Genomic DNA, 17477 nt, shown 5'->3' with positions numbered 1-17477 from the left:
ATTAGTATCATAAATCTTAATTTTTAAAAAATGAAAAAAACCAAAAACCTATTTAAAACTATTTTGCTTTTATTGGCATTGCAGTTGTGTTGTGGTAATTCTTTGATGGCACAAGCATTGCCCACTACTGTTTTATTTCAGAATAGTAGTCAGTTATACAAAAACATTCGAAAACCTAACGGCGTTTACCTCGATGCTTTAGCTTTAAATGGTGCACCAGATAAACCAGCAGGTATTGCAGCTGCAGGTGTCGGACTAATTTATTTATGTATGTCAGATGCAATGTTAATTAAAACTGGCGACAGTGGCAATTGGCAAGATACTGATGCTCGAGTAATTCAGACTTTAGATGCGTTTATTGGTTTTAGAACTGCCGGCAAAACAAATGGTGCAGGAATGTTTCCTCGTTATTTTAATTTTCAAACCGGAAATCAACAAGGCGATTGGTCTTATGAATATAGCACTATGGATAATGCCATATTTGCTATGGGACTAATTATGTGTAAAAATTATTTTGCCAACACAACAATAGACAATAAAGTTACAAGTTTATTGAGTACTATGGATTATACAAAGGCAATTCAACCAACGCAAATTGCACTTGTTTTTGATCAATCCGGAAATAATGGACTTTCGTTTACCAATCCTTTTAACGAATATATGTTAGTGGCTTGGTTAGCAAAAAATGCTAAAACGACTAATGCAGGGTATACAAAGTCACAAACTTTTTGGAATAAATATTTTGCAAATCCATTAACAGCGCCTGCACCTGTAACGCGTCCTAATTATTTTGGTGTTGCAACTTTATCAGATGGAGCAGGATGGCAATCATCATTCGTGCCACAATTCTGTTATTATTTTGTAAGAAATTTTAAAAACAATGCTAACTATATGAGTTATTTTTCTGATTGGTTAACAATAGATAAAAATTATTGTGCGAATGCTGGTGCTACAAATACGAACGAGTGGGGACTTGGTGCCGGAGAAATTCCTGGTGGTGGCTATTCTGCGGATAAAGTAGAAAGCAATCCAGACAAAATTGTATCGCCACACATTATCGCTGGATTTATACCGATAAATGCCTCAAATTCTAAAGCTACTTTAACATATTTATATAACAATAACAAAGGTATTTACACACTTCCAGGAACTACCAGAAAAGTGTTGTGGCGTTACAAGCGTGAAAATCCCGCACAAAAGGCAAATTATATTCAAGCGATTGATTATAGTACGATGCTTTTCGGATTAGCAGCTTTGCCCGAACATTTAGGAATTAATTGGTTTTCTAACTATAACAATCCTGTAAATTCTGGTCTTAAAAGAGAAAGTACGATTGAATTGACAGAGAATATTAGTCAAGAAATTAGTGTATATCCAAATCCATTTGTAGATGCAATCAATATTTTGGGAGCCAAAAATGTGGGAGCTACTATTAAAATTTTTGACACTACTGGCAAACTAATGTTTCTTTCTAAAATGAGTGATATAGCTCAAACTATTGATTTATCAAAAGAGTTTGCACCTGGCATTTATATTTTAGAACTGAATACCAATGAAGAATATTCAAGAGTTAAAATTGTAAGAAAATAATAAAACCATTAAAATATATTCGAAACAAGAAATTTTAATATGTTGTTAAATTTAATTTTGACTCCAATATTATACAAAAGTTTGAGTTAGTTAATTGATTATTTTGAGAAAACTTTCTGGCTGAGAACAGAAGGGTTTTTTAATCATTAATTTATTTTCACTATTTTTATCGGCTATAAAAATCAAATTATGAAAACTATTTCTTCTATTTTTCTGCTACTAATTTCCACTATGCTTTACGCTCAAATCACAGAATCTCCTTCAAAGGAAATTAGTTTACAATTTCAACTTTCATCCGAAGGAAAACCAACCTATTCTGTACTTTATAAAAATAAAATTGTTGTCAAAGATAGCGGTTTGGGTATTGTACTCAAAGATGTACCTTCATTAGAAAGCGGATTTAAATTAATAGCCACAAACACTAAAATGGTCAACGAACCTTGGAAACCTGTTTTAGGCGAAGTTTCCGAAATTCAAAATAAATACAATTTAGTAGTCTATCATTTACTACAAGAAACCACCAAACGCAAAATTGATATTTCTTTTAAAATTTATGACGAAGGTGTTGCGTTTCGATATGAATTTCCCAAACAAGAAAACCTCAATTATTTCATCATTTCTGACGAAAAAACACAATTTAATTTAACCGACAACCACAAAACATTTTGGATTCCGGGTGATTTTGACAGTCAAGAATATGTGTACAGCGAAACAAAAATCTCAGAAATTGACAACAACAAATTAGATTTAAACAACGCCATTGCCCTTAAATCAATTGCAGGACGCTACATTGTTCAATCGCCGTTAATGATGAAATCGCCATCCAATATTTATCTCAATATTTTTGAAGCCACAGTAGTCAATTATCCCGTAATGCATTTAGATGTCGATATTAAAAATTTCAGTTTCACTTCTCATTTAGTTCCCAATGCCATTGGTGACAAAGCCTATTTGCAAACGCCAGCAGTTTCACCTTGGCGAACAATTATGGTTGCTGACGATGCTCGAAAAATTGTAGCTTCCAAAATGATTTTAAATCTAAACGAACCGTCAAAAATCGAAGATACTTCGTGGATAAAACCAATGAAATATGTCGGTATTTGGTGGGAAATGCATGTCGGAATTGCCACTTGGGATTATGCAGGTTCACAAAATGCACAAAACTCACTATCGCAAGAATTACTTCCATCCGGAAAACACGGCGCTACCACCAAAAACACCAAACGATATATCGATTTTGCTGCTAAACACGGCTTTGATGGCGTTCTTGTCGAAGGTTGGAATGTAGGTTGGGAAGATTGGTTCGGCAATTGGAAAGAAAATGTTTTCGATTTCACAACGCCATATCCCGATTACGAACTCAAAGAAATCAATGAGTATGCCAAGTCCAAAGGTGTAAAAATGATTATGCATCACGAAACATCAGGTTCTGTTGCCAATTACGAAAGACATCTTGACCGCGCTATAAACCTTATGAAAGACTACGGCTATCCAGCAGCAAAATCGGGTTATGTAGGGCGAATTATTCCTCGTGGTGAGTTTCACGACGGACAAACTATGGTCAATCATTTCAATTTTGTAGCCCAACGTTTTGCCGACAACAAATTAATGATCAATTCTCACGAAAGTTCACGTCCAACCGGATATTCCAGAACCTATCCTAATTATATCGCAGCCGAAGCCGCTCGTGGCAACGAATTCAACGCTTGGAGCACCGGAAATCCGCCAGCACACGAAACCATTTTACCCTTTACCCGACTTCTTGGCGGACCAATGGATTATACACCAGGCATTTTTGAACTCAAAATGAATGTCTACGATAAAGCAAAAACAACACAAGTTCACACCACTTTAGCCAAGCAATTGGCGCTTTACGTCACCATGTATTCACCGTTGCAAATGGCGGCAGACTTGCCAGAAAATTACGAAAAGTACCCAGATGCTTTTCAGTTTATAAAACACGTTGCAGTCGATTGGCAAGATTCAAAATACCTCGAAGCCGAACCAGGCGATTATTTAACCATAGTTCGAAAAGATAAAAATTCAGAAAAGTGGTTTCTCGGAGCTATTACCGACGAAAACGCGCGCAAATCAAAAATCAATTTAGACTTTTTATCGCCTAACAAAAAATACAAAGCCATCATTTACCAAGACGGAAAAACGGCCGATTACAAAACCAATCCCATCAACTATCAAATCCTTACAAAAACCGTTACCAACAAAGATTTTATACAACTCAATCTCGCCAAAGGTGGCGGAACTGCTATTAGTTTCGAACCTATAAATTAATTTTTTTATGAGCCAAATCCTGCTATCCATTGCAAGCAATCGTCAAAAAAGCTTTTTTTTTAACGCCCAAAAAAGAGCTTCTATGGTCGCTTTTTTTGGTCGAAAAAAAATAGCTTTTTCTTCCTCTTGGCTTTCCATTGCTATCAGGGCTAGTTGCGTAGTGCTAATTATATTTAGTAGCACAACTTTATATTCACAGCAAAAAACCTATTGCAATCCCATCAATATTGATTATGGTTATTGTCCTATACCTAATTTTGTAACCCAAGGAAAGCACCGAGCCACAGCCGATCCCGTTATCACTAATTTAAAAGGCGAATATTATCTTTTTTCTACCAATCAATGGGGTTATTGGCACAGCAAAAATATGCTAGATTGGAAATTTATTTCCCGCAAATTTCTTCGTCCCGAACACAAAGTTTACGACGAATTGTGTGCGCCATCTTTATCTTTCGTAAACGATACGTTACTTGTTGTAGGTTCCACTTACAGCAAAGATTTTCCCATTTGGATGAGCAACAATCCCACCAAAAACGAATGGAAAGAACTTGTTCACAAATCCGAAGCTGCAGCGTGGGATCCACAAATTTTTTGGAATAAAGATAAAGACGAAGTTTACGAATATTATGGATCGAGCAACACCTATCCACTTTATGGCGTACAACTCAACCGAAAAACTTTTCAACCACAAGGACAACCCGTTCCACTAATTGCACTCAACGACGACGAACACGGTTGGGAACGTTTTGGCGAAAACAACGACAATACTTTTTTACAACCGTTTATGGAAGGCGCGTTTGTCACCAAATACAACAACACTTATTATTTGCAATATGGCGGACCAGGTACTGAATTTAGCGGTTATGGCAACGGAGTTTATGTCAGCAAAAATCCGCTTGGTCCTTTTGAATATCAATCGCACAATCCATTTTCTTATAAACCTGGCGGATTTGCACGTGGCGCTGGTCACGGTGCAACCTATCAAGACGAAAACCAAAAATATTGGCACGTTTCGACCATCGGCATTTGTACCAAAAACAATTTCGAAAGACGCATTGGCATTTGGCCAGCAGGTTTCGATTCAGATGGCATTTTATATTCCAATACCGCTTACGGCGATTATCCTACTTTTCTACCTTCCGAAAACAAAAATCATTTGAACGAAAATTTCTCAGGTTGGATGCTTTTAAATTACAACAAACCTGTTCAAGTTTCATCTACATTCGGAGGTTTTCAGGCTAATTTTGCTGTCAATGAAGATATAAAAACGTATTGGTCGGCACAATCCGATAAAAAAGGCGAGTTTTTAATTTCAGATTTAGGCGAAAAAAGTACGGTAAATGCCATACAAATTAATTACGCCGATCAAGATGTTACGTTGATGGGAAAACCAGAAACCACTTTGGGTCACAAATACATCTTATCCTATTCTAACAACAACAAAAATTGGAAAGTTTTTGTCGATAAAAGCAAAAACACCAAAGATGTTCCACACGATTACATCGAACTCGAAAAACCAATTGAAGCTCGTTACATAAAAATCGAAAACATTCAAATGCCCACAGGAAAGTTTGCCTTGTCGGGTTTTAGAATTTTCGGAAAAGGAAAAGGAGCCAAACCCAACGCAGTACAAAATTTTATTCCTTTGCGCGCAGAACCGAAGAAAAAAGGGGAACGTCGAAGCGTTTGGTTCAAATGGCAACAAGAAAATGTGGCAGATGGTTACGTGATTTATTTCGGAAAATCACCAGACAAATTGTATGGATCTATAATGGTGTATGGCAAAAACGAATACTATTTTAATGGTTTAGACAAATCAGAACCCTATTATTTTCAAATTGAAGCTTTTAATAACAACGGAATCGGACCAAAATCAGAAATTAAAAAATCAGAATAAAAAACCTTGTTTAAATCGCTTCAAATAAAGTTGTTTTTTTGCTACACTTTATAAATCAAAAATCGCTACTTCTCAATTACTTTCCTCTAATCAATTTGTCTTGAAAAAAATATTACCAAATCGAGGATGGAAAATGAATTAATTCTTCAAAAATTAATTTTTTATATTGATATAATCAGCCATTAATTCATCACACAGGTTACATTTTTTGTTTCCTAATAGTTTTCTTGCAGTTTCAAAATTCTGAATCACTTCATTCGGCTTGTTGTCAAGAATGTTGTAAACTGCAAATTGCATAATGATATTGTAGTTGTCATCATCATTGAAAGCATTTTTCATTGCGTCATTTATATAATGTTGTCCTAAAAAGAGGTTTCCATTTATATAATTCAAATGCGCTAGCAATTGTAATGTCTTGTGGTTGTTTGGTTCTATAGCTCTTGCTTTGTTACACCATTCTTCGGCGTTATCATAATGTTTTTCATATAAATGGCATTTTGCTAATTTCAAATAATCATTTGAATATTTTACATCTAGTTCTTGTATTTTAATTTTTTCTTCTAAAATTTTTTTGAAGTTCAAATCGTCTTTTTCTAAACCGTATAAAGTGATTAGCATATTATAAGCTTCTGTTAAATTGAAATCACTAGTTTTTTTGCTTGATGGAAAGATTTGAATTGCTTTTTTGTAATATTCTATTGCTTGTTTGTTGTTCTTCAATAGAAAATTAGTAAACCCCAAACTCTTATAGGCACTGTATTTATTTAATGTTTTTTTAGTTAATCCATTGAGAAAATAGTTTTCTAAATTTTTAATTTTTGAAATTTCATAATTATTGTATTCTAAGATAACCTCATCATTTTTAGCGGATTCAAAAGTTGAAAATTTCAACATTAAACCAAGTATGTCAGACATCTTTCGTATGTTTTTTATTTCAGGTTTCGATCCATATTGAGCATAATATTTATCAATAATTTTATAATCGATTAATTGATCGTAATGGGTGTTTTTATTTTTTAGTCGTTTAGTAATGTCCAAATTTTCGGTCATTAGAAATTGAAATTTTTCAAAAAACACAGTCATATTTAACATTAGAAATGCAAATGATGTCATTTTGCCTTCATTTTCTAAACTATTAATACATAATTTTTTAGATTTTTCAAATTCGCCTTTTTGTATTAATAGCATTGGATAAAATACCATTGCAATGGAGTCGTTAGGATTTATTTTTAGAGATTTTTCAATGTCAGAGATGGCATCTTCCTTCTCTAAATTCATTTTTAAAACACCACGAAAAGAATAATAAAAGGCACTGTCTTTGGCAAAATGCTTTATGGATAAATTGTTATATGATTTTGTAAAATATTCTTTTGCTAAAGCAGTATTTCCTTTACTTCTGTAGTAATTTCCAAAGTCATTTATGACCAAAGCATTTAAACTGTCTTTTTTTAAATTCGAATTTATTTTTTTTAAATAATTTTCATCATAATTAGTATTACTTGACATTTCTGTAAATGATTTTGTTATATCATTCGAAGAAATGTTATAGGATAATTCATTATTCATCCCAAAGATTCGTTTGGTCATTCCCAAAAAATCTTTTTTATCACTTTGGTTAAAAGTCTTTTTTATGGAATAAGTTTGACTATAAATAACGTGTGTGATAAATAATAAGATAAATAACTTTGAATATTTCATTGTTCTTTTTTTCAATTTAATGTAAAGTAAATATATGTAATTTGAAGCTGCTTTAAAAACTAAATTTTAAAAAAAAACGACTCAAAATAATTGTTTTGAGTCGTTTTAATATATAATTATTCAATTATTTTTCCCAATCAATTTGTCTTGAGAAATACATAACCAATCCTAAAATAGCAAATAATCCAATACTGCCTACCAAAAGAGCGTAGTTTTCCAGTTGAATAATTACAAATATAAAAGTGTACAATGCTGTGAGTGAAAGCCCTATAAATACTGGAAATTTCTTTATTTTTAATATCGAAACAGCATACAGGGTAATCATTATAATTACAGCTATTGCAGCAACAAGATAGGCAACTATAAAACTAGAATGCTCTGTTATTGAAATCAATAGTGTGTAAAACATCACTAATGCTAATCCTATCATAGAGTATTGAAATATGTGAATGTTGATTTTGCTCACAGATTGAATCAAAAAGAAAACCAAAAAGGTAAGCCCAATAACTAAAAATCCATATTTTGAAGCACGCTCATTTTGTTGGTATTGATCCACTGTTTCAATAAGTTTTACACCAAATGTATATTCGTTCAAATTGGGTAATTTACTAGTATATTGTTGCGAAAAGGAACGATTGATGTCTAGGATTTTCCAATCCGCGTGAAACCCTTTTTTATCAATAGTTTTGGTGGTATCGTTAGCAGCAAAAGTACCTTCAAAACTTGGTGATTCCCAATCGGAATCTATAGAAATAGTAGTGGTTTTGCCAACAGGTATAAACTTAACGCTATTGCTTCCGTTGTATTTCATTTTAAAATTAAAGTTAATTTTATCTGAGTTTACTAACGCTTTATAATCAAAAATAGAAGTTTCCAACGTTCCATAATTGCTATCGTCATCAGATTTTGATTCAAATTCCAATGATTGCTTGTTTAGTTTGATGTTCAAATCGCTTTTAATACTTTTTAGATTGGTCGTTTTAACCATAATTGTGGCTTTGTCCCAAAGTAAATCGGTTTCAGGAATACCTAATTTTTCAATATTTGGTTTTGAAAAATGACCTTCAAAATCCATACTGGCAGTAAAAACAACATTGTTATAAATACCTCGTTTTAGTGCGCTGTTTTTCTTAATGTTTGATTTATTATTTAACTTTTCAGGAAAAAAGTATGCATAATCTATACTTGCCTTTTTCTGAATGGTTGTTACTTTTGTTTTCTCATTTCTAACATTGTATTCTTCATACGTTTTGTATGGAATTTTGAGTATTGGTCCATAAAAGTAGACATCTTTTCCCCAAAGTTGTGACACTTCTGAAACAACTTCTTTTTTGCGTTCAGAACGTTCAAAAATTAATTCTTGAACATACGTTAGCGGAATTAGTAAGAACAATGTGAGCAAACCTACCATAATCATTTTGGCAGTTGTGGATTGAAAGAAAGAATTTTTGTTTTGACTGTTTTGTGTTTGATTTTCCATTTTTAATTAGATTTAGTGTTAAAGATTATTTTTTTTGATGTATAGAATAAATAGATAAAAATTCCGAAATGAACTGAAAAAAGTATCGTCTTAGCGGTTATTAGCTGCAAGCCAATATCAATAACTAACTGTTTTGGATTACTAATAATATCCCAACTGTTGTATCGTAGAATCCGACCGAGATAAACTCCAAATCCACATAAGAAGCATAGTATTGGAATTATAATAAGAAGCATTTTTTCATTATAAAAAGTCATCGCAATCTTTTCAAACTCAAATATGGATTGTATTCCTATAAAAAAACCCACAAAGGCAAAAGAACTTATAAGCGTTAAATCGAACCAAAAAGTGGATGGATGTGATTGAAAAATATGTACTAAATCAGTTATTATGTAAAATGAGTTTGGTAGAAATGCCAACCAAATGGCTATTATTAAATAAGTTTTTATTTTATTTTTTCTAAAATCATCCTGTATTCTCAAATAGATGATTAACAAATATGGAATTAGAGCTAGAAATAAATTCCAAATCAGAAAAAACAAAAATATGTTTTGAGTAATTTTTGCCCTAACAATTAATAGTGATAAACAATAAATAACCATCATCAGTATTGCCATATTATTTTTTTTATTGCTATTGAAAAGCTGAAGAATAAGTTTCATATTATTTAATTTTAAAAGTTTCTTGAATTCTTACTATTGGTATTTGAAGCATCTTTGAATAATCGATATAGTGAAATTTGTGAGCACTTTTACCTCGTTGGTATTTATCAATAAAATATTTAATTTCAGTAGGGTAAAAGCATGTTCCAGAAATCATTACCAGATACAAGTACAAACTTCGTTTGCCATTTCCGAAAAGATAATATTGCATACCAATTTCTTCTTTTACTGAAATTCCAGTATTAGTAAGCACGTGAATTACATCGTGATCTTCTAGTTTTGGTTGGATTTCAAAATTGTATTTGATTAAGAAACAGCCCAAATGAAAGCCCAAACTCTCTTTTGGTAGTGTCAGTAATTCACTTTTTGAAATTGTCCAAGGTTTGTTTTTCTTGAAGAATTTCTGGTATGGTTTTTTGCTTATTTCGTAAAGTTTTTCGATAAATAGTTCTTTCATATTTTATTTTAAATAGTTAAAAGTACTTTGAAATTCAAAGTATAATGATAAAAAAATAGATTAATATTTCTTGATTAATTTTTCTAAAGCTTCAATATGTTCACTAAAAGCTTTTCGTCCCGTTTGGGTCGCTATATAACTTGTATTAGTTTTTTTACCAATAAATTGTTTCTCAATCACAATATATTTTTCACTTTCAAGGGATTTAGCATGCGAAGCCAAATTGCCATCAGTAACGCCCAAAAGTTCTTTCAAAGTATTAAAATCAGCAGATTCGTTGACCATCAAAATCGACATAATTCCAAGTCGAATTCTATGGTCAAAAGCTTTGTTAATATTTTGTATTATATTTTTCAAGGTTTAATAAGTATCAATAACAGTTTCTAAAATCTCTGAATCAACTATTTGAGAAGGTGCCACAACGGCTTCTTCCAACGGAATGTTGTTTCCGTATCTTTCTTTCAAAATAGTTTGGACTGTTTTGTTTTTTAAATTAAAATGCTTCAATTTTTCTAATTTACACAATTCAATTCCTGCACCATTTTTGTATATTTTCCAAATCAATTCGGAACAGTAAATTTTATCGTCAGACCATTCAAAATACAAATCGTAGTTTTTGTTATTGAATTGTTGTCCATAATTTTTCATATTTTTCACTATGGAAGGAGTCAAAATAGTGGAAGCATTCTTTATTCTTTTTATCACATATTTATTATCTTTTCCGTGTGTAATCCAATCATCAATTTTGGTTAATTTCACAGGTTGTACTGCTTCATAAACAAATTGTTTGCCATCAATAATATAGATGATGCCACAATGCGAAAATTTTGAATTTGTTGCAATTCGCACTGCTTCGCACTGACTCGATTCCGAGGTTTGAAAAATTATATCGCCATCTTGAATATTATTTGAGTCAGATTGTGCAATTTTATTTGAAGATTGATTTTTCTTCTCAAAAACAGAATTGACAATTTTCAATGCAAAATAAAAACTAATTCCAAGAGTTACAATTGCGAAAATTATTTTAGTTGCTTTCATTTCTTTATATCTAAAATTTATTTACTTCCTATCGTATTTAAAATACATCATACTTCCATACAAAATGTGGCAAACACCAAATCCTAATGCCCAAAATTCTAAGGCATAACCAGAAAATTCAGTGGCTATTAATCCAAGAATTGTAATAGTGATTCCTAAATACCTTACATCACGAAAAGTATATTTGCTAGCATTGACACACGATAAACCATAAAATATTAAAGTTACAGGTGCAATCAATCCATAAATTTCATTTTTAATAAGGAGCAATGCAAATACACCACCAGTAACTAATGGAATCATAAAATTGGTCAGCATTCGTTTAGAAGTAGCATTCCAAATGGTTTCATTCTCTCGTTTCGCTTTGCTAATAGTTAAAATTGCAGCTGTTAATAAAGATAAAATTAAAACTGAAACTGCTGTTACTACAATATATTTAAAAGTGGTACTTTCTAAAGTGATATAATAACTGGTGTGTTTGTTAAGAAGCATATTGGCAATAAAAGCTCCAATAAGAGCATATATTCCAGCTAAAACTCCAGCTAAACCACTAAGTGAAATAAATTGGGTTGATTTACTCATCAAGTTTTTGATGTCTTTTAAATCGTCTAAATAATTTTTATTTTCCATTTTATAAAGTACTTTGAATTGCAAAGTTAAAAATAATTTCCACCCAACCAAATATTTTTTTATTTATTTTTACAAAATGAAACCAGCTCAAGAATACATATTCAATCAGCCGAAACACTATCAAGAAATTATATATTATGTATGTTCTGTTATGGAGCAAGAATTCCCAGAAGCCGAAATGCTTTTCAAATGGAATATTCCTTTTTATTATTTAGGAAAAAAACCATTTTGCTACATCAATGCAAGTCACAAGAAAAAGTTTGTAGATATTGCTTTTTTTTATGGAAATCAAATAAAAAACCATCAAGAATTTTTAACATCAGAGAACAGAACGCAAATTAAATCACTTCGCTATTTTGAATTAGATACCATTCCCGACAAAGTTTTGCGAGAAGTCATTCACGAAGCTAAAGAAGTTTACAAATAATTAGATTCTAAAAACTCCTCCTATTGTAATTATACGTTGCAAAAACCAAAAATGATGCCTTGCCTTGTCCGCATCATCAAACGTAGTTTTCACATCATTCATCTCAATAAATCCACCTTTAAGTTCCGTTTGAATGAAAAAATGTTTGAAAAAAGTAAAATTCAATCCCATTTTTGCTGATACTCCATATCCTGAAATATGAAAATCGTCGTGACGGGTTTTGCTCAATACCTTAGCATTTGTTTTTGGGTATAAAATACCAGCACCAAGACCTTCAACAAGATTTATCTGAAACTTATCCGTATTTGGCAAACCAATATATTTGGACAAATCATCATATCGAGCCACTTCTGCATTCACATAATTCAAACCATCCGTGTGTTCAAAAGTCAAAAAATCCTCCGTTAAAACTTTCGGATTGCCATTGTAAATTCCATTGTGAATCGCCGCAGGATCCTCATTAGGCAAATTTATAAACCCATTTATTTTCGCCGTTTGATTCTGATTCATCACATATTTCATATGATCCACCCCAATCGACACCGCATATTTATCCGAAATAAAATACCCCAATCTAAAATTAGTTTGAGGAATTGTCATTCTTGCGGGATTAAAATAATCAATATGCCAACCTTTAGGCTTGTCGTTTGCACTAGCATTTTCTACTGTAAAATTGTAACCATTCCCAGAAAAATTAATATCTGATTTTGAAAATGATTCCCTATTTCCGCCCCAATACACAAAGAATTTTCCTTTGTTGTGAGCCGTATATTTTGTTTGTAATGAATCTTGTGAAAAACAAAAATTAGAAATAAAAAGTAAAGTAACTAGAAGTATTTTTTTCATAATAATTTGGAGCCATTCCTGCTATTCGTTCCAACTCCTCGTCAAAAAACTTTTTTTCTAATGTCAAAAAAGGAGCTTCCTTTGGTCGCTCTTTTCTGCCAAGAAAAAATAGTTTTTTTCCTGTGGGGTTTTCACTACTATCAGGGCTAGCTAGGGTAGTAGTAGGTTAAATTAAATTATTTGGGAAATTAAAACTGATTAATTGTTTGGCGAATAGCCACTAATTTGGTCATTAAACCTTCAAAATAATCTAAATGTAGCATATTGGCACCATCACTTTTAGCATTAGCAGGATCAAAATGGGTTTCTATAAAAATGCCATCTACGCCCACAGCAATACCCGCTTTGGCAATGGTTTCTATCATATCAGGTCTTCCGCCAGTCACGCCAGCCACTTGATTGGGTTGTTGCAACGAATGTGTCACATCTAGTACCGTAGTTGCCATAGTTTGCATCGTAGGAATTCCTCTAAAATCGACAATCATATCCTGATAACCAAACATAGAACCTCTATCGGTAACCATTACATTTTGGTTATTGCAATCCAAAACTTTCTGCACAGCGTGTTTCATGCTTTCCGGACTCATAAATTGTCCTTTTTTTAAATTGACAGTTTTTCCAGTATTTGCCGCAGCGACAACTAAATCAGTTTGACGCACTAAAAACGCAGGAATTTGCAATACATCAACATATTCGGCAGCCATAACAGCATCTTCATTGGAATGAATATCAGTTACCGTTGGAACTCCAAATTCTTTAGCTACTTTCTGTAAAATTTTCAATGCTTTTTCATCACCTATTCCCGAAAAACTATCAATTCTAGAACGATTGGCTTTCTTGAACGAACCCTTAAAAACATAAGGAATTTGTAATTTATCAGTAATACCTACTAGTTTTTCTGCAATTCGCATTGCCATTTCTTCGCCTTCAATTGCACAAGGACCAGCTAGTATAAAGAAGTTTCCACTCTCTAAATGTTTGATATTCGGTATGTTTTGTAAATTCATAGTTGTGAAATTTTTTGCAAATATAGTATTAAATATTGTGATTCAAATACTCAACACTAGTAATGAAATGTTAAATTGGGATATATAAAAAAAGCTGCCCAATTGAGCAGCTTTTTAAAAATTTTATTTTTGAATTATTGTAAGTTGAAATATTCTTCATCAGACATTTCACCTGATTGTATTCTTCTTAACTCATCTTCGTGTAATTTAATAATTTGATCCATTTTTTCGCTATATCCAGCAGGTTTAGCTTTACGATATGTACCATTTTTTACACCTGTATAATAGTAGAAAAAGTTATAATCAAAAGAAGTAGCACTTAATTTTGAATTTGCAGGATCTGCTAATAAGAAACCTAATCGAACTGCAGATCTTCTTTGTGCTGGTGTGCCATGATGTCCTGGGCTTGTCACATTATTATCACCAATAGCAAAAGCTGCATCATATGCAGTTGCTATTGAAGCAAACGTTGACTTTCCGTAACCTCTTCTTAAATAGTATCCTGCAAAGCCATCAGCTTCAAGTTCATTTGGTCTTACAGTACTTTCTGAAACAGATGGTAGTCCAAAAATATATTGTAATTGATGACCATATTCATGAGCTAAAATCATTACATTGATTAAGTTAGAACTATCTCTGTTGTAAGCCCATTTGAAAATAGCCTCACCAAAATAAATTTTACCATTACCGTAAGAAATTGCATTAAAAGTAGAACTTGGTGTTGTTAAATCTCTAACAAAACGGAATGTTGGTGCACTTCTTCCCCAAAAAGAGGCTATTGAAGAATTTTGAGTGGTCATTAGACTTGCTCCTGTTGTACTCCCTGAATTTGGTAATGTTGTGTATAAAGTTGCAGCCGAAGCCCAGTTGCCATCTACATAACTACATTCTTTATTTATAGCAGATGGTTGTTCTATACTACTTGCTACAGGTGTAAAAATTTCAGTATCTTCATTTTTGCTACATGAAGAAAAAATCCCTACTGTTAATAATGCTAATGCTAATTTGGTTGATTTCATAAATAATAGTTTTAATTGGTTGGTTGGTTGGTTGGTTAATATTTTTTAAAATTTACGTTGTAAAACTATTAATTATTTATGTATAATTTTAATTTATTGATTTATTCGCAATTTAATTTTGATTATTTTTTTATAAGATAAAACATTAAAATCGGTTTAAAGACATATTTTAACGATTAAAAGCGCATTCACAATAATTTAACAATGGTTAATTATAGTATAATTTAACATTAATTTAACTTTTAAACAAATACTAATGTTTAATTTATTTTGTAAATTCTTCAACAAAATGATAGATTTGATTATTTTTTGATAAAAATTTAATAAAAGAACTGCCAATTATTGCGCCTTTTGCATATTTTGTGGCTTGATCAAATGTTGATTTATTGTTAATTCCAAAACCTACAATTTGTGGATTTTGTAATTTCATATCGGCAATTCGTTTGAAATAGTTTTGTTGTGCATCACCAAATTCAGTTGAACTTCCACCAGTAACTGATGCTGAGGAAACCATATAAATAAACCCGTTAGAAACTGAATCGATGTATCGAATTCTACTTTCTGAGGTTTGTGGTGTGATGAGAAGTATATTGATTAATCCGTAGTTGTAGAATATTTCTTTGTAATTCTCCGCGTAGATATCTACTGGTAAATCTGGAATTATTAATCCGTCGATACCTATTTCTTGACATTTTTTGCAAAATTCCTCGACACCATATTGTAACATTGGGTTGAAATATCCCATAATAATTAACGGAATTTTTACGCTTTCGCGGATGTTGGAAAGTTGTTCAAAAAGCAATTTTGTAGTCATTCCGTTTTGTAAGGCGATGGTCGAACTTTCTTGAATAGTTGGCCCATCGGCTAGTGGATCACTAAATGGTAAACCAATTTCAATCATATCGACTCCAGATTTTTCTAGATCTTGAATGATTTGTACGGTATCGTTTAGGTTTGGATATCCTGCTGAAAAGTAGATGGATAATAATTTTTTGTCTTCTTGGAGTTTTTGATTTATTCGATTCATTTTATGTGTGTTATCCTAACAGGTTTTAAAAACCTGTTAGGTTTATTTTTTAATATTAATTTTTGTAAATTTTAATACCTAACAGGTTTTCAAAACCTGTTAGGATAATAGTTATTCTTTTGCGTTAGGGATTAAAGCGGTATCCTTTTTTGTGGCTTTTTCAGCCACAAAAAAGATATAGCGGAAAGCCCGACCCCGATTTTTCATCGGGGTAACGCCCAATTATAACTTAAAATAATCTATGTAAGTATTCAAATCTTTGTCGCCACGCCCAGAACAGTTAATAACCACAATATCAGTCGGTTTAAACTTCTTGACATCGAGAATGGCAAATGCGTGAGCAGTTTCTATGGCAGGAATTATGCCTTCGGTTTTGGATAGTTTGATACCCCAATTCATCGCATCTTCATCGGTAATGGCAATGAATTCTGCACGTTTGGTTTCGAATAAATGGGCGTGCATTGGACCAACTCCTGGATAATCTAAACCTGCAGAAATCGAATAAGGTTCGGTAATTTGACCATCAGGCGATTGCATCAAAAGGGTTTTTGAACCGTGAATAATACCGATTTTACCAAGTGCAGAAGTTGCTGCACTTTCGCCAGTATCGATACCTTTTCCTGCGGCTTCAACCGAAATAATATTCACTTCTGGATTGTCTAAAAAATGATAGAAAGTTCCAGCAGCGTTGCTTCCACCACCAACACAAGCAATGACATAATCAGGGTTTTCACGTCCTTCTTTTTCGAGTAATTGTGTTTTGATTTCTTCGGAAATCACGGCTTGAAAACGCGCCACCATATCAGGATAAGGATGTGGCCCAACAACGGAACCTATAATATAATAGGTGTTTTCAGGATTGTTTATCCAATCTCGAATCGCTTCGTTGGTAGCATCTTTCAAGGTTTTTGAGCCTGATGTTGCTGGTCGAACTTCTGCGCCTAGCATTTTCATTCGTGCTACATTTGGTGCTTGTCGCTTGATATCGACTTCGCCCATATACACAATGCATTCCAAACCCATTAAGGCACAAACTGTTGCGGTTGCTACGCCATGTTGTCCTGCTCCAGTTTCAGCAATAATTCTTGTTTTGCCAAGTCGTTTTGCCACTAGAATTTGACCAATGGTATTATTGACTTTGTGCGCGCCTGTGTGACACAAATCTTCTCGTTTGAGATAGACTTTTGTGTTGTATTCTTTGGACAATCGCTCCGCAAAATAAAGTGGAGTAGGGCGACCTACATAATCTTTTAGCAAATATTCGAATTCTTCTTGAAAAGATGGTTCCGCTGTTATTTTGAGATAATTTTGGCGTAATTCTTCTACATTTGGATAAAGCATTTCTGGAATGTATGCACCGCCAAAATTGCCGTAGAATCCTTTTTCGTTAACGTGGTATGTTGTAGTCAT

General features: G+C 32.6%; 16 protein-coding genes. 4 read left to right on the top strand and 12 right to left on the bottom strand.

The genetic code is table 11. The features are described 5' to 3' along the window. Positions 1-30 precede the first annotated feature (30 nt). The 3 genes from RMO70_RS11405 (at position 31) to RMO70_RS11395 (ending at position 5776) form a co-directional block, all read left to right on the top strand. Entirely contained in the window at positions 31-1590 is a 1560-nt protein-coding gene (locus RMO70_RS11405; protein ID WP_310556559.1) for a T9SS type A sorting domain-containing protein, read from the top strand. Between the two features lie 189 nt (positions 1591-1779). Beyond that, a complete protein-coding gene (locus RMO70_RS11400; RefSeq protein ID WP_310556558.1) occupies positions 1780-3879 on the top strand; it encodes a glycoside hydrolase family 97 protein in 2100 nt (699 codons plus the stop codon). A gap of 82 nt (positions 3880-3961) precedes the next feature. Continuing rightward, positions 3962-5776, top strand: coding sequence for a discoidin domain-containing protein (locus RMO70_RS11395; RefSeq protein WP_409025080.1), 1815 nt, complete (start codon positions 3962-3964; stop codon positions 5774-5776). Positions 5777-5929: 153 nt separating this feature from the next. Here RMO70_RS11395 and RMO70_RS11390 read toward each other — a convergent pair whose 3' ends face one another. The 7 genes from RMO70_RS11390 to RMO70_RS11365 form a co-directional block, all read right to left on the bottom strand. Next, a complete protein-coding gene (locus RMO70_RS11390) occupies positions 5930-7474 on the bottom strand; it encodes a hypothetical protein (RefSeq protein WP_310556556.1) in 1545 nt (514 codons plus the stop codon). Positions 7475-7598: 124 nt separating this feature from the next. Continuing rightward, positions 7599-8954 carry a cell envelope integrity protein CreD gene (gene creD / locus RMO70_RS11385; protein ID WP_310556555.1) on the bottom strand — a complete coding sequence of 452 codons (1356 nt, stop codon included), beginning with the start codon at positions 8952-8954 and terminating at the stop codon, positions 7599-7601. Between the two features lie 2 nt (positions 8955-8956). Continuing rightward, on the bottom strand, positions 8957-9556 hold the full coding sequence (locus RMO70_RS16925; RefSeq protein WP_409025079.1) for a DUF1361 domain-containing protein: 600 nt from the start codon (positions 9554-9556) through the stop codon (positions 8957-8959). 61 nt (positions 9557-9617) lie between these two features. Further along, the gene (locus RMO70_RS11380) at positions 9618-10073 is read right to left on the bottom strand and encodes a hypothetical protein (RefSeq protein ID WP_310556554.1); all 456 of its coding nucleotides are present in this window, start codon (positions 10071-10073) and stop codon (positions 9618-9620) included. A gap of 60 nt (positions 10074-10133) precedes the next feature. Then, the gene (locus RMO70_RS11375; RefSeq protein ID WP_310556553.1) at positions 10134-10430 is read right to left on the bottom strand and encodes a transcriptional regulator; all 297 of its coding nucleotides are present in this window, start codon (positions 10428-10430) and stop codon (positions 10134-10136) included. Between the two features lie 3 nt (positions 10431-10433). Beyond that, the gene (locus tag RMO70_RS11370) at positions 10434-11111 is read right to left on the bottom strand and encodes a YiiX family permuted papain-like enzyme (RefSeq protein WP_310556552.1); all 678 of its coding nucleotides are present in this window, start codon (positions 11109-11111) and stop codon (positions 10434-10436) included. A 21-nt stretch (positions 11112-11132) separates the two neighbouring features. Then, positions 11133-11741 carry a hypothetical protein gene (locus RMO70_RS11365; RefSeq protein ID WP_310556551.1) on the bottom strand — a complete coding sequence of 203 codons (609 nt, stop codon included), beginning with the start codon at positions 11739-11741 and terminating at the stop codon, positions 11133-11135. Between the two features lie 76 nt (positions 11742-11817). On the opposite strand from RMO70_RS11365, the gene RMO70_RS11360 reads away from it, so the two are divergent. After that, positions 11818-12168 carry a DUF1801 domain-containing protein gene (locus RMO70_RS11360; RefSeq protein WP_310556550.1) on the top strand — a complete coding sequence of 117 codons (351 nt, stop codon included), beginning with the start codon at positions 11818-11820 and terminating at the stop codon, positions 12166-12168. Here RMO70_RS11360 and RMO70_RS11355 read toward each other — a convergent pair whose 3' ends face one another. From RMO70_RS11355 to trpB, 5 genes are all read right to left on the bottom strand, one after another. After that, positions 12169-13014, bottom strand: a complete 846-nt coding sequence (locus tag RMO70_RS11355; RefSeq protein WP_310556549.1) for a hypothetical protein — start codon at positions 13012-13014, stop codon at positions 12169-12171. 188 nt (positions 13015-13202) lie between these two features. Beyond that, the gene (kdsA, locus tag RMO70_RS11350) at positions 13203-14021 is read right to left on the bottom strand and encodes a 3-deoxy-8-phosphooctulonate synthase (RefSeq protein WP_310556548.1); all 819 of its coding nucleotides are present in this window, start codon (positions 14019-14021) and stop codon (positions 13203-13205) included. 134 nt (positions 14022-14155) lie between these two features. Further along, entirely contained in the window at positions 14156-15040 is an 885-nt protein-coding gene (locus RMO70_RS11345; protein ID WP_310556547.1) for a metalloprotease, read from the bottom strand. Positions 15041-15305: 265 nt separating this feature from the next. Further along, the gene (gene trpA / locus RMO70_RS11340) at positions 15306-16067 is read right to left on the bottom strand and encodes a tryptophan synthase subunit alpha (protein WP_310556546.1); all 762 of its coding nucleotides are present in this window, start codon (positions 16065-16067) and stop codon (positions 15306-15308) included. Positions 16068-16289: 222 nt separating this feature from the next. Further along, a complete protein-coding gene (trpB, locus tag RMO70_RS11335; protein WP_310556545.1) occupies positions 16290-17477 on the bottom strand; it encodes a tryptophan synthase subunit beta in 1188 nt (395 codons plus the stop codon).

The sequence above is a fragment of the Flavobacterium sp. genome, assembly GCF_031422135.1.
GTDB lineage: Bacteria > Bacteroidota > Bacteroidia > Flavobacteriales > Flavobacteriaceae > Flavobacterium.
This window is presented reverse-complemented; position numbering and strand designations above follow the sequence as displayed.

Coding starts and splice junctions, on each gene's coding strand:
- RMO70_RS11345 (WP_310556547.1), bottom strand. CDS start 15,040: ATGAAATCAACCAAATTAGCATTAGCATTATTAACAGTAGGGATTTTT.
- RMO70_RS16925 (WP_409025079.1), bottom strand. CDS start 9,556: ATGGTTATTTATTGTTTATCACTATTAATTGTTAGGGCAAAAATTACT.
- RMO70_RS11360 (WP_310556550.1), top strand. CDS start 11,818: ATGAAACCAGCTCAAGAATACATATTCAATCAGCCGAAACACTATCAA.
- RMO70_RS11355 (WP_310556549.1), bottom strand. CDS start 13,014: ATGAAAAAAATACTTCTAGTTACTTTACTTTTTATTTCTAATTTTTGT.
- creD (WP_310556555.1), bottom strand. CDS start 8,954: ATGGAAAATCAAACACAAAACAGTCAAAACAAAAATTCTTTCTTTCAA.
- RMO70_RS11370 (WP_310556552.1), bottom strand. CDS start 11,111: ATGAAAGCAACTAAAATAATTTTCGCAATTGTAACTCTTGGAATTAGT.
- kdsA (WP_310556548.1), bottom strand. CDS start 14,021: ATGAATTTACAAAACATACCGAATATCAAACATTTAGAGAGTGGAAAC.
- RMO70_RS11395 (WP_409025080.1), top strand. CDS start 3,962: ATGGTCGCTTTTTTTGGTCGAAAAAAAATAGCTTTTTCTTCCTCTTGG.
- RMO70_RS11405 (WP_310556559.1), top strand. CDS start 31: ATGAAAAAAACCAAAAACCTATTTAAAACTATTTTGCTTTTATTGGCA.
- trpA (WP_310556546.1), bottom strand. CDS start 16,067: ATGAATCGAATAAATCAAAAACTCCAAGAAGACAAAAAATTATTATCC.
- RMO70_RS11390 (WP_310556556.1), bottom strand. CDS start 7,474: ATGAAATATTCAAAGTTATTTATCTTATTATTTATCACACACGTTATT.
- trpB (WP_310556545.1), bottom strand. CDS start 17,477: ATGACTACAACATACCACGTTAACGAAAAAGGATTCTACGGCAATTTT.
- RMO70_RS11400 (WP_310556558.1), top strand. CDS start 1,780: ATGAAAACTATTTCTTCTATTTTTCTGCTACTAATTTCCACTATGCTT.
- RMO70_RS11365 (WP_310556551.1), bottom strand. CDS start 11,741: ATGGAAAATAAAAATTATTTAGACGATTTAAAAGACATCAAAAACTTG.
- RMO70_RS11380 (WP_310556554.1), bottom strand. CDS start 10,073: ATGAAAGAACTATTTATCGAAAAACTTTACGAAATAAGCAAAAAACCA.